This is a genomic window from Nocardioides sp. LHD-245, assembly GCF_030929495.1.
Classification (GTDB): domain Bacteria; phylum Actinomycetota; class Actinomycetes; order Propionibacteriales; family Nocardioidaceae; genus Nocardioides.
In genome coordinates this window covers 286,712-297,986 of sequence record NZ_JAVFWN010000009.1, presented here as the reverse complement: position 1 = coordinate 297,986, position 11,275 = coordinate 286,712, and the positions used below count along the sequence as shown (strand labels likewise).

Sequence of the window (11,275 nt, the reverse complement as noted above, 5' to 3'; positions counted from 1 at the left end):
GATGCCACCGCGGCCCGGCTGAAGATGGACGTCGAGGAGTTCCGCCGCCTGAGTGCCGAGGCCAACCCGGTCAAGCGGGTCGGGTTCCCCGCCGACATCGCCGCCGCGGTGACCTTCCTGTCCAGTGACGAGGCGTCGTACATCACCGGCCAGACGCTCTACGTCGACGGCGGCCTGGCATTGGGCGCTTGAGATATCTGTCGGCTGGGTCAGGGCGATACCGACACGGAAAGATGAAGGGACTGCTGCACGGGTCTGCCCCGGTTTGGTTGACACTCACGGTCGGCGGTGATCCGGCCGTGTGGATCAGCTCAGACTCGACTGGGGCAGTCGGCCCGGGGTCTGCTGGCGGTGGTACTTGGGTTCGATCCAGGTGCCGATCGCGAGGCGTAGGGCCTCGCGGGTATCCCAGCGTTAGGTGTCGAGCACGTTTCTTCTACAGCCAGGGAGAAGGGGCTCTCCATGCTGGCGTTGTCGCCGGCACCGCGGGCACGGCCCATCGACCCCTTGAGGCCGTTGTTCTTCAGCAGTCGCAGCACCTTCTTCGCACGGACTTCGCGCGGAACTGAACAGGTTCACCCAGTCGATGCAACACCAGCTTGTTGGAGCAACAGTAGATGCTCGTTGAAGGCCTCGGCCGGGGTCTTCCAGCCAAGGGGCCTTGCGCGGTCTGGTGTTCAGCGCGTGCGCGACGTTGTCGACACATGGGCGGGCATCTCCTTGCCGCGGTCCCAGGCCACCGACCTCGGCAGCTGGGCCGGCAGCGTCGACATCGTGTTCGTCAGTGCGTTCTTCATCGTGATCGCGCCGTAGCCGGCCAGTGCGGGGCCGTTCCTGGGTGTCTCCTTGCGCCGGTAGCCGCCACGCGTGGAAGGTGGACCAGCATGGTGAACCTGGTGGTGCGGTCGACGACGGTGCCGATCGCTGAGCGCTCTAGTCCGATCACCAGGTCGCCTTCCCAATGGCCGGGAACGGCATGGTCTTCGGCTTCTGCTGGGCGTTCGCCGATCAGCGTCTCGGTCGTGACGTGGGCCCAGGTCTTGCGGCGCGATCGTTCCCTCGGTGCCCGCAACACGCGGCCGGTGCGCAGGCACCAGACCAGCTCGCGCTTCAGCGTGCCACGGCCCTCAGTGTAAGCGACTGGTAGATCGCCTCGTGGCTGACGCGCATGGACTCATCATCAGGGAAGGCGATCTTGAGCCGGTTGCTGATCTGTTCCGGGCTCCACGCCGTCGACCACCCGCGATGCTTGCGGTGCGGCTTGTTGATGCCGATGAATCGTGGCGGCTCCGGACCGCGGATGACCTTGCCGTCCGGGGTCTTGATCTGTCCCCCCAGCCGCTCCTCAACGTAGGCGTGCAGCCGCGGGTTGGTGACCAGCTTCGCGGCCTTGGGACGCTTGGCCGCCATGTCGGCCTTCCACTGGGCGACCGAAGCTCGGTACTCGAGCTTCCCGCCACGAGCGGCGGCATTGCGGCGCAGCTCGCGCGACACTGTGCCGGGGTCACGGCCGATGGCGCGAGCGATCTCGCGCACGCCCTTGTGCTGCGCCTTGAGGAGCGCGATCTCCTCGCGCTCAGCGAAGGACAGGTAGCGGCCCGTTGGCTTGAACTCCAGGTCGAACGGCGGCGTGCCGCCAGCGTTGCGGAACCACCGCTGGCCGACGGCTTGCGCCACACCGACCACAGCGGCGGCTTCGATCGGCAACAGTCCCTTGGCGATCCGGCCCAGAATGCTGCCTCGACGTGACGCTGGAACCTCGGATGCCCCGGCGACCGGAGGTTCGGCCGGATCGCCCGATCCGCTGCCTGCTGACGACGGACCACTCAACATCTTCCAGGACGGGGGTGTTGCGACGACCGATTGATTTCGCCCTGGCCGCCCGGTCGGGGGGACGGTCGTGGCGACCGGGCTGCGGAGCGCGACCGCGTTGCGCATCGCGGCGACCCCAGACCCGACTTCATCCGCGTCTCAACCCGGATAGACGGATCAGAAGGTTTGGGGTTCGGATCCCTACAGGCGCGCAGATCGTGAGGGGCCCTGACCTGGTGACAGGTTCGGGCCCTTCTAGCATTTCCCGCGCTGCCGGTGACGGGGGCCGAGCGGGACCGCCTCCCGAGTCGCGCGGTCTCGGTGACGTGCTGAGCCGGAGCGCGCCGCGCGCGACCTCCGGGACGGTACGTCGCGAGCCGGCCTGGCTCGAGGGGTGCCGGACGGCGCCGCAGGCGACGATAGGTGGCAACGGGACCGAGCCGAGGAGAGCCTGTGCGAGCTGCCAGGTGGCTCGCGCCTTGTGCGGCGGGGTGGCGTCGTTCGGGACGGACGAGTACCGCTGGATGACGGTCAACGCGCCCGCGACGGGCTGGGTCAACCCGTCCTGGGCCCGGGCCGGCGGCTCGCGCCCGGAGCCCTGGCATTGGGAGTACGTCGGTTCCTAGCGTCCCGGGTCAGGGGGCCGGCCAGGGGTTGCGCCGGCAGCCCTGCAGGCCCTTGGTCTGCTGCAACATCACCGGGGCCAGCGCGCCCGGCTCGGCGCAGTCGACATGACCGTTGCCGAGGGCGTGGCCGACCTCGTGGTTGACGAGATAGCGCCGGTACTGGGCGATGCCGTCGTAGGCGTCGGCGCCGTGGACCCACCGCCAGGCGTTCAGGACGACGCGCTCGCCGTTGCGACAGGAGAGCCGGCCGCCGGTGTCCAGGGGCGCGCACAGCCCGTCCGTGGTCTCCGGGGTCGCGATGAGGATGCGCAGGTCGCCGTCCCGGCCGACCCGCTGCACCGACCGGTCCTCGGCGGTCGTCCAGCCGCGTGGGTCGGCCAGGGTGGCGTCCACGGTCGCGGCGATCTCACGCACCCGGAGGGGCAGGCCGCGCTCCACCTCGACCGTGTACGTCAGCAGGCTGCCCTCCCCGCTGACCTCGGAGCGCCCGCTCGCGATCCGGAAGGTCCCCGGGCCACGCTCGGGGATGTCGACGGCGACCGGCACCGCCCGTGGTGCCGGCGGACTCGGGTCGGACGGAGCCGACGGAGCGGCGGCGAGGGGCGTCGCCGGGGCGGCTGCCGGAGCGACCGGCTCACCCTGGGGCGGCCGGGTCGGTCTGGCCGCCGGGTCCGTGCCGTCGGGGGAGAGGATGCCCGCGCCGACGCCCACCGCGGCCGCGGTGAGGGCGCCGAGCGCCACGCCGGCGCCCCACCGGCGGTGGCCGGGGCGTCGCCGACGGTGCCCTGCCCGCCTCCGGCCGGCACGGCTGGGCCGGCCCGCCCGGTGTCGACCCGTCATGCGGCACTCTCCCCGGCGCTCAGCTCCGGCCGGTCCGCCTCTCGCACCTACCGCTCCGCTCTCCGTCAGGTCAATCCGGTCAACGTACTACGAAGGATAGTGATGGCGAGACGGGCGGTGGACCGCGCCGGTCGGTCCCAGGGAGATGTCCGGGCGGTCCCCGGGCTGTGGATCACCGGCCGCACTCCTACGCCGGCGTCTGAGGCGGCCCGGGCGCCGACCTCAGGTGTGGAGGGCGGTCGAGCAGTAGTCGCGGAGGATGGCCTCGATCGCCGGCGCAGCGGCGATCAGGAGCGGGGCGACGGACAGCGCTGCGACACCCAGCTGGATCGACCAGCGTTGGCGCAGGGGAAGGGCGGGTCCGGTCGCCAGCAGGCGCTGCACGCGCTGGACGGCCGGCCCCCCGTTGGCCGCCAGCACGCCCTCGGGCCTCGGGCCGCCGGCCAGCTTGACCAGTGCCGCCGCCAGGTCGGAGCGCTCGCCGCAGCCGACGGCGCGGTCGTCGGCGTGCATCTCGACCAGGGTCGCGATCTCGGTCGCGGCCGCCGCGAGGAGCCGGCTGCGGGGCAGCGCGCGGCGCGCCGCGGCCGCGAAGGTCAGGGCCAGGTGGTGCCGCCCCGACAGATGCGCCTGCTCGTGGGCGAGGGCGAGCACCCGTTGCTCCGGCGTGAGCACCGACAGCGCGGCGGTGGTCACGACCACCTGGGCGGGATGGCCGGGGATGCAGAAGATCGCGGCGCGGTGGTCCTCGATCACCCAGGCGCCGGGGACGAGATCGGTCCGGCTCACCAGGGCGAGCCCGTCGCGCTGGCGGGCCCGCAGCCGGCGTACGACGCGCAGCTCCCCGGCCAGGCTGACCGCCAACCGGCCGCTGAGGGCGAGGGCGCCGGCGAGGCCGGCAACCCCGGCGGCGATCCCGCCCGGGGTCTCGTAGTGCTCGCGCAGCAGGAAGGCGCAGGCGCCGAGGATGCCGGTGGTGTCGCCGGTGACCGCCGGCAGGAGGGGCACGGCGAGGGCCAGGCCGGCGAGCACGACGGACACCGGCACGGCCACGGTCACGGCCTGCCAGGTGAGGACGCCCAGGCGGGGCGCGCGCCGCGCCCAGGCCGCGTCGGGCAGCATCCGCAGCGCCGTGGTGCGGACCGCGAACGCGAAGCCGACCAGCGCCAGCGCGGCGATCACCGGACGACCCCGCCCGACGTCACCACGACAGCTCGCTGCAGGCCGTGGCGTCCGACTCGACCTGGAGCGTGGCGTGGTCGACGCCGTACCTCTCCCGCAGGGTGGCCTGCGCGGCCACCAGGACCTCGCGGGAGGCGCCGGGGGCGGCGACCAGGTGGGCGGTGGCGACGTTCATGCCGGAGGTGAGCGCCCACAGGTGCAGGTCGTGGACCTCGGCCACGCCGTCGACGGCGACGAGCGACGCCTCGACCTCCGCGGGATCGATCCCGGCGGGGGCGTGCTGGCCGAGCACGTTGAGGACCTCGCGGCCGAGCATGACGGCCCGGACCACGACGAACGCGGCGATGGCCAGCGCGATGCCGGTGTCCCACCAGGCGTTGTCGGTGAGGGCGATCATGATGCCGGCGGCGATCACGCCCACCGAGCCCACCGTGTCGGCGACGACCTCGAGATAGGCGCCCTTGACGTTGATGCTCTCGCCGGCGCCGCCCCGCAGCAGGCCGAGTGCGATGACGTTGATGAGCAGGCCGATGGCGCCGACCAGCATCACGGCGCCCGACTCGAGCTCGACGCTCTCGCCGATGCGCTTGATGCCCTCGACGGCGACGTAGGTGCCGGCACCGAGCATCAGCAGGACCGTCAGGCCGGAGGCGAACACCTCGGCGCGGTAGGAGCCGAACGTCTTGCGCCCGGTGCGGTCGGGCATCGTGGCGATGCGGGTCGCGGCCAGCGCGGCACCCAGAGCGACGACGTCGGCGGCCATGTGGCCGGCGTCCGAGAGCAGGGCCAGGGATCCCGACCAGAGTCCGACGGCGAGCTCGACGCCGAAGAACGAGCCGACCAGTCCGAAGGCGACCGCCAGGCGCCAGCGGTGGCGTCCGCCCGCGTGTCCGTGGCCGTGTCCGGCGCCCATCAGCCGGCCATCCTCGAGCCGGGGCACAGGACGACCGCGTCGCCCGTCGCCGCGAGCAGGGACTCGGCGGCGGCGAACACCCGCACCACCGCGTCGGGCTGGGTGAGCGTGAAGACCGACGCGCGCCCGACCGGCCGGGAGGCGACCAGTCCGCAGTCGCGCAGGCAGGCGAGGTGCTTGGAGACCGTCGACTGGGCCAGGCCCAGGTGCGAGGTCAGCTCGGCGACGTTGTGCTCGCCCAGCAGCAGGTGGCGCAGGATCGCCACCCGGGACGGGTCGCCCATCGCGCGGAACAGAGCGGCGGCCGCGACCGCCGCGGCCTGCTCGTCGACCGCCACGTCCTCGAGGGAGGCGCCCATCCCGGATTTCATCGTCACATGGCGATGATAGCGCTCAGTCGCGCTCGCGGTCCAGCAGGGCCCGCAGTTGCGCGGCCTCGTCGGGCGGCAGGTGCTCGACGAAGTGCAGGAGCGCGGCGGTGCGGTCGTCGCCGGTCCCGAGGGCGTCGGTCATCAGCGCCGCGGCATGGGCCGCCCGGCTCCGGGTGGGGCGGTAGGCCCAGGCGCGGCCGACGCGCTCGCGCTGCGCGAAGTCCTTGCGGTGCAGATTGTCGAGGACCGTCATCACCGTCGTGTAGGCGCGGTGCCGCTCCTGGGGCAGGGTGTCCAGCACCTGGCGCACGGTGAGCGCCTCGGTGGCGGACCACAAGACGTCCATCACCTGCGCCTCGAGCTCTCCGAGACCCTTCATGCCGCCTGACCCTCCTCGCAGGGCGTACCGTGCGCGCCACGTGTCCTATGGTCGATAGTAGACGCGCGGAACCGGGCCCCGCGCCACGGACAGGAACAGCACGGTACTCATGAGCCTCACCGGCCTCGTGATGGACGGCCGATCCGAGGGAGCTCACCGGACCCCATCTACTATCTAGAATAGTAGATATCGATCGAAGGATGGTCCCGTGAAGCCCCAGGTGAAGGTGTCCCTGATCCTCGCCGCCGTGTTCGTCCTGGTCGTGGGCGGACTCCTGCTGCTCACCGGCCGTGACGACGCCGAGCCCGGCTCCGACGCGGCGGGCGGCGCGACCGACAGCCGGCTGGTCCGCGACGACAGCCGGCTCCTGGGGGAGCGGGGGAGCAGCGACATCGTCCTCGTGGAGTTCCTCGACTTCGAGTGCGAGGCCTGCGGCGCGGCGTACCCGCTCGTCGAGGAGCTCCGGGAGGAGTACGGCGACCGGGTCACGTTCGTCGCGCGCTACTTCCCGCTCCCCGGCCACTTCAACGGGGAGCGGGCCGCTCGCGCGGTCGAGTCGGCGGCGCGGCAGGACCGGTTCCTCGAGATGTACCAGAAGATGTACGACACCCAGGCCGAGTGGGGCGAGCAGCAGGTCCCACTCGACGACCTCTTCCGTGGCTTCGCCGCGGAGCTCGGCCTCGACCTGGCGCGGTACGACGCCGACTACGCCTCCGACGACGTGGCCGCGCGCGTGCAGCGGGACGTGACCGACGGGGTCTCGCTGGGCGTCCGGGGCACGCCGACCTTCTTCCTCGACGGCGAGCTGCTCCGGCCGACGTCGGCGGCGGACTTCGAGCAGGCCCTCGTCGACGCGCTGGCGGAGTGACCGGACGCCGATGAGCGCCGACGTCTCCGGCCGCGTGGGCGCGGCGCGCGCCGAGACCGCGGGCGACCGGGCCCTCGCGGTCCTGCTGCTCGCCGGCGGCCTGCTGGGTCTCACCGCCGCGTTCGTGCTGGTGGTGGAGAAGATCGCCCTGCTGGGCGACGCGTCGTACACGCCGTCGTGCAGTCTCAACCCGGTCCTTGACTGCGGCTCGATCATGACCACCGCGCAGGCCGAGGTGCTCGGCTTCCCCAACCCGCTGCTCGGCATCGCCGCCTTCCCTGTCCTGACCGCGACCGGCGCGGCGCTGCTGGCGGGCGCGCGGCTGGCCCGGTGGTACTGGGCCGGACTGCAGGCCGGCGTCACGCTGGGCCTGGGGTTCGTGTGCTGGCTGATCTTCCAGAGCCTCTACCGCATCAGCGCCCTGTGCCCCTACTGCATGGTGGTCTGGGCCGTGGTGCTGCCCGTGTTCTGGTACGTCACGCTGCGCAACGCCCGCGCGGGCCTGTTCGGCGCCCGGGTGGCCGGAGCGCGGGTCACCCGCACGCTGCGCGAGTGGCACCTGCTCGCGCTGACCGTGGCGGTGCTGGTGGTGCTGGGGCTGATCGCCGAGCGGTTCTGGTACTACTGGCGCACGTTGCTCTGACCCTCCCGGCGTCCCCGGCGGAGGGCGATCGGGCACACTCGCCTCATGATGACCGCCGAGCAGATCGGTGCCGCGCTGACACCGAGCTTCCTCACCACGCTCGTGGTGGGCGAGCCGCGGCAGGTCGGCGGTCTGGAGCTGGTCGAGGCCGGGGCGCGGGAGGCCGTGCTCCACGGTGACCTGGCGGTGGCCGTCGGCGTGCGGGACGAGGCGGACCTGCTGCTCGTCGTCGACACGGTCGGCTCCTGCGCCGGCCTGGTGGCGCGCCAGGCGCTGGCGGCCGACCCGGCCGTGGTCGCGGCCTGCCGCGAGCGCGGGCTGACGCTCCTGGCGCTCGCCGACGACACGGCGCTGTCGGCCGCGGTCACGATGCTGCGCGACGTCGTCCAGACGGCCCGCAACGAGGCCGACGGCTGGTCGCCCGGCAGTGTCTACACCGACCTGTTCGCGCTGGCCGACGTGCTCGGCGCCCTCCTCGACGCGCCGGTCACGATCGAGGACGCCCGGTCTCGGGTGCTGGCGTACTCGAGCGGTCAGCACGGCATCGACGACGCCCGGACCTCCACGATCATCGGCCGCCAGGTCCCGCGGGAGGTACGCGAGCACTTCCGGTCGCTGGGGGTGTTCCGGCGGATCGCGCAGTCCGACGACCCGGTGTTCGTCCCTGCCGGTGGGGCGGAGGTGAAGCCGCGGCTGGTGATCCCGGTCCGCGCCGGGGGCGAGTGGCTGGGCTCGGTGTGGGCCGTCGTCCCGGCCGAGCCCGCCCCCGAGGTCGTGGCGCGCGCCCGGACCGCCGCGGAGGTGCTCGCCCTCCACTTCCTCCGCCTCCGGACCCGCGGCGACCTGCACCGCCGGCTCGAGAGCGAGCAGGTGCGCGCGGTCCTGCGGGGCGAGACCGCCGGCCTGCCGGGCGGGACCGACGGTCCCTGGCGGGCCGTCGTGCTGGCCGGTCCGCGCAGCGATCTGGAGCCGGAGGAGCGGGTCACCGTGTGGACGGCGCTCGCCCAGCGGCACGGGTGGCGGGCCCCGCTCCTGTGCGACCTGGACGGGCTCGTCTACGCCGTGGTGCGGGACGGAGCGGGCACGGGACCGGGCAGCTGGGCGTGGCTGCGCGGCCTCGTGGAGGCGGAGGCCCGCACCGACCGCACGTTGGCGGCGGCCGCGGGCGCCCCGGCCGACGTGCTCGACCGGCTCGCCGTCTCCGCGGCGCAGGCGGTCGAGGTGGCCGGGCTGCCCCGCGCGGACGGGCAGCCGGTGGCGACGGTCGACGAGGCCTGGCCCGCGCTGGTGCTCGCCCGTGCCGTGCGGGGCGTCGGCGCCGCCGCGCCGGTCTCCCCGATCGCGGCACTCGCCGCGCAGGACCGCGAGCACGACAGCGAGCTGGTCGCGACGCTGTGCGCCGTGATCGACCACTGGGGCGAGCCGCAGCGCGCGGCGCGCGCCCTCGGCGTGCACCCCAACACCGTCCGCAACCGCCTGGCCCGGCTGGTCCGGACCGTGCCGGTCGACCTCGAGGACCCGACGACCCGGCTCGCGCTGCGCCTCGAGGCGCTCCGTCCCGACGTCGCCGCCGACTGAGCCACGGCACGAGGCCGAGCGCTCAGGCTCAGCGCAGCGGGTCGACCGCCCGCAGAGCGTCGGGCGTGCGTCCGGTGACGATCTGCTCGGCGAGGAGCTTGCCGGTGACCGGTCCGAGCGTGATGCCCCACATGCCGTGGCCGCCCGCGACGAACACCCGCGGGTCGCGGGTCGCACCGATCAGCGGCAGCCCGTCGGCCGTGCAGGGTCGCGCGCCGACCCACTCGTCCTTGCGCTCGTCGAGGCGCGCACCGACCAGGAGTCCGTCGGCGGCCCGCACCAGGGCCTGGATCCGGCGGGGGTCCAGCGGCGCGTCGACGTCGCGGAACTCCATCATGCCGGCGATGCGCAGCCGACCGTCGAGCGGTGTGCAGGCCAGGCGCTGGGCCGGCAGGTAGACCGGTCCGCGGGGCAGCTGGTCGACCTCGACCGTGAAGCTGTAGCCCCGGCCGGCCTGGACGATGCTGCGCACACCGAAGGGGCGGGCCAGCCGTCCGAGCCGGGCGCCGGTCGCGACCACGACGGCGTCGTACGCGCGCTCACCCACCCGCACCTCGCTCGCGCTGGGGGCGAGCGTCGTGACGTCGTACCCACCACGGATCTCGCCACCGCGGCTGCGGACCGCGTCGGCGATGGCGTGCACGTACGCCGCGGGGTCGATGAACCGCTCGCCGGTGAACCGGACGGCGGCGTCGATCTCGCCGGAGAGCAGCGGCTCCTCACGTCGAGCCGTGGCGCCGTCGAGCACCTCGAAGTCGACCTGCTGGCCGCAGTCGCGGATGTGCCGGATCTCCTCCAGCAGCAGCTCCCGCTCGGCCGCGGTGCGGTACGCCGCCAGGAACGGCTCGGCCGGTCGCGTGCTGGCCGCGACGCCCCCGGCCTCCAGCTCCGCGAACGCGGCGAGAGCCTGGTTGTTGAGCGGGATCAGGGCCCGCATCGCGCGCTGCCAGCGGGCGGGGGTGCAGTTGCGGGTGAACCGCGCCAGGAAGCGCAGCAGCCGTAGGTCGGCGGTGGGCGGCACGTAGACCGGCGACGAGGGGCTGAGGACCGCGCGGACGCCGAACTTCAGCACCGCCGGCTCCGGCAGGGGTACGGCGATGCTCGGGGTGAGCCAGCCGGCGTTGCCCCAGCTCGACCCGGCGGCGACACCGTCGCGGTCGAGCACCGTCACCTCGACGCCCTGCTCCTGCAGGTGCCAGGCCGTCGCCAGACCGACCATGCCCGCACCCACGACCGCGACCCGGCGCGGCGTCCGATTCCCTGAGCTGCTCATGCCGGACAGCCTGCCGGGGGCGGGCGGTGGTGGCCCTGTCGAGTTCCCACAGCCGGCGGCGCTCTCGGTGGGCCCGGAGCACAGCGACGCCTCAGGCCGTCCTACCCGGGTGGGCGGGACGGCCTGAGGCGGTCGTGTGGTGGTCGTGCGGCGGGTCAGCGGAGGATCGGGAGCCGGCGCACCATCTCGGTGCGGGCCCAGATCCGGCCCAGGCCCCAGGTGTCACCGGCGAGGGTGACGGCCAGGACCACCAAAGTCACGGCGCCGAGGACGTGCTCGTCGAGGACCGGGTTGTTCGCGAGCGGCCAGGAGGCGACCCACATCAGCAGGTAGAGCGCCGCGCCGGAGATCGCGGCGAGGCGGATGCCGGCGCCGAGGGTCAGGGCGAGGCCGATGCCGAGCAGGCCGAGCATGAACAGCCAGTCCGCCCAGGCGGCACCCGCAATCGACGTGAACGCCCCGTGGAACGGGTTGTCGGGCGAGACGCCGAAGTTGAGGAACCCGAAGGTCGGGCTGCCCCCGTGGATCCAGGCGGCCGGCCCGAAGCGGTCGACGGCGCCGGTGTCGGTGGCGGCGCCGGTGGCGTAGCCGAGCGCCAGCAGCTTGTCGACGAAGGCCCACAGGAAGGTGAGGCCGAAGCCGATGCGCAGTGCGGCGAGTGCGTGGCGGGCGGCGGAGTGGGTGACGACGTCCTGTTCGACGAGGACGGCGTGGCGGGCGGTCACGGTGGCGGACATCGGACTCTCCTGGCTGGCTGGATGGTTGATGCATCCAGCATCGTTCCCGCGCG

The 11,275-nt window shown here is 73.4% G+C and carries 12 protein-coding genes and 1 pseudogene; 5 read left to right on the top strand and 8 right to left on the bottom strand.

Going from position 1 to position 11,275, the window contains the following annotated elements:
- A partial coding sequence (locus tag RB608_RS15005) for an SDR family oxidoreductase (RefSeq protein ID WP_308088793.1) occupies nt 1–192 on the top strand: 192 nt, incomplete at its 5' end.
- Nucleotides 193–575: 383 nt separating this feature from the next.
- On the opposite strand, the pseudogene RB608_RS15000 reads toward RB608_RS15005, so the two are convergent.
- Nucleotides 576–1,826: pseudogene (locus RB608_RS15000) on the bottom strand (IS30 family transposase).
- 453 nt (nt 1,827–2,279) lie between these two features.
- Here RB608_RS15000 and RB608_RS14995 point away from each other — a divergent pair.
- Nucleotides 2,280–2,438 (top strand): M15 family metallopeptidase, encoded by a 159-nt coding sequence (locus RB608_RS14995; RefSeq protein WP_308088792.1) that lies wholly within the window; start codon nt 2,280–2,282, stop codon nt 2,436–2,438.
- Nucleotides 2,439–2,447: 9 nt separating this feature from the next.
- Here the strand turns inward: RB608_RS14995 and RB608_RS14990 are convergent, their stop codons facing one another.
- The 5 genes from RB608_RS14990 to RB608_RS14970 all read right to left on the bottom strand — a co-directional run bounded on the left by RB608_RS14990 (nt 2,448) and on the right by RB608_RS14970 (nt 6,123).
- On the bottom strand, nt 2,448–3,179 hold the full coding sequence (locus RB608_RS14990; RefSeq protein WP_308088791.1) for a DUF3152 domain-containing protein: 732 nt from the start codon (nt 3,177–3,179) through the stop codon (nt 2,448–2,450).
- Between the two features lie 321 nt (nt 3,180–3,500).
- Nucleotides 3,501–4,460: a M56 family metallopeptidase gene (locus RB608_RS14985; protein WP_308088790.1), complete on the bottom strand. Its 960-nt coding sequence runs from the start codon at nt 4,458–4,460 to the stop codon at nt 3,501–3,503.
- A 19-nt stretch (nt 4,461–4,479) separates the two neighbouring features.
- A complete protein-coding gene (locus tag RB608_RS14980) occupies nt 4,480–5,373 on the bottom strand; it encodes a cation diffusion facilitator family transporter (RefSeq protein ID WP_308088789.1) in 894 nt (297 codons plus the stop codon).
- Nucleotides 5,373–5,744, bottom strand: a complete 372-nt coding sequence (locus RB608_RS14975; RefSeq protein WP_308088800.1) for a metalloregulator ArsR/SmtB family transcription factor — start codon at nt 5,742–5,744, stop codon at nt 5,373–5,375. Before RB608_RS14975 ends, RB608_RS14980 begins: the two co-directional genes overlap by 1 nt.
- 22 nt (nt 5,745–5,766) lie before the next feature.
- Nucleotides 5,767–6,123 carry a BlaI/MecI/CopY family transcriptional regulator gene (locus RB608_RS14970; protein WP_308088788.1) on the bottom strand — a complete coding sequence of 119 codons (357 nt, stop codon included), beginning with the start codon at nt 6,121–6,123 and terminating at the stop codon, nt 5,767–5,769.
- Between the two features lie 208 nt (nt 6,124–6,331).
- On the opposite strand from RB608_RS14970, the gene RB608_RS14965 reads away from it, so the two are divergent.
- Genes RB608_RS14965 through RB608_RS14955 form a run of 3 tightly spaced genes read left to right on the top strand, consistent with a single transcriptional unit; the run spans nt 6,332 to nt 9,212 of the window.
- Nucleotides 6,332–6,991, top strand: a complete 660-nt coding sequence (locus RB608_RS14965; protein WP_308088787.1) for a thioredoxin domain-containing protein — start codon at nt 6,332–6,334, stop codon at nt 6,989–6,991.
- Between the two features lie 10 nt (nt 6,992–7,001).
- A complete protein-coding gene (locus RB608_RS14960) occupies nt 7,002–7,634 on the top strand; it encodes a vitamin K epoxide reductase family protein (protein WP_308088786.1) in 633 nt (210 codons plus the stop codon).
- Between the two features lie 45 nt (nt 7,635–7,679).
- Nucleotides 7,680–9,212, top strand: a complete 1,533-nt coding sequence (locus tag RB608_RS14955; RefSeq protein WP_308088785.1) for a helix-turn-helix domain-containing protein — start codon at nt 7,680–7,682, stop codon at nt 9,210–9,212.
- 28 nt (nt 9,213–9,240) lie between these two features.
- On the opposite strand, the gene RB608_RS14950 is transcribed toward RB608_RS14955, so the two are convergent.
- Nucleotides 9,241–10,485 (bottom strand): FAD-dependent oxidoreductase, encoded by a 1,245-nt coding sequence (locus RB608_RS14950; RefSeq protein WP_308088784.1) that lies wholly within the window; start codon nt 10,483–10,485, stop codon nt 9,241–9,243.
- A gap of 155 nt (nt 10,486–10,640) precedes the next feature.
- Complete coding sequence (locus RB608_RS14945; protein WP_308088783.1) at nt 10,641–11,222, bottom strand: hypothetical protein; 582 nt, start codon at nt 11,220–11,222, stop codon at nt 10,641–10,643.
- Nucleotides 11,223–11,275 lie beyond the last annotated feature (53 nt).

Excerpts from the sequence above, each read along its gene's own strand:
- RB608_RS14980 (WP_308088789.1), bottom strand. The coding sequence starts at position 5,373 with ATGGGCGCCGGACACGGCCACGGACACGCGGGCGGACGCCACCGCTGG.
- RB608_RS14975 (WP_308088800.1), bottom strand. The coding sequence starts at position 5,744 with ATGAAATCCGGGATGGGCGCCTCCCTCGAGGACGTGGCGGTCGACGAG.
- RB608_RS14970 (WP_308088788.1), bottom strand. The coding sequence starts at position 6,123 with ATGAAGGGTCTCGGAGAGCTCGAGGCGCAGGTGATGGACGTCTTGTGG.
- RB608_RS14960 (WP_308088786.1), top strand. The coding sequence starts at position 7,002 with ATGAGCGCCGACGTCTCCGGCCGCGTGGGCGCGGCGCGCGCCGAGACC.
- RB608_RS14955 (WP_308088785.1), top strand. The coding sequence starts at position 7,680 with ATGATGACCGCCGAGCAGATCGGTGCCGCGCTGACACCGAGCTTCCTC.
- RB608_RS14950 (WP_308088784.1), bottom strand. The coding sequence starts at position 10,485 with ATGAGCAGCTCAGGGAATCGGACGCCGCGCCGGGTCGCGGTCGTGGGT.
- RB608_RS14945 (WP_308088783.1), bottom strand. The coding sequence starts at position 11,222 with ATGTCCGCCACCGTGACCGCCCGCCACGCCGTCCTCGTCGAACAGGAC.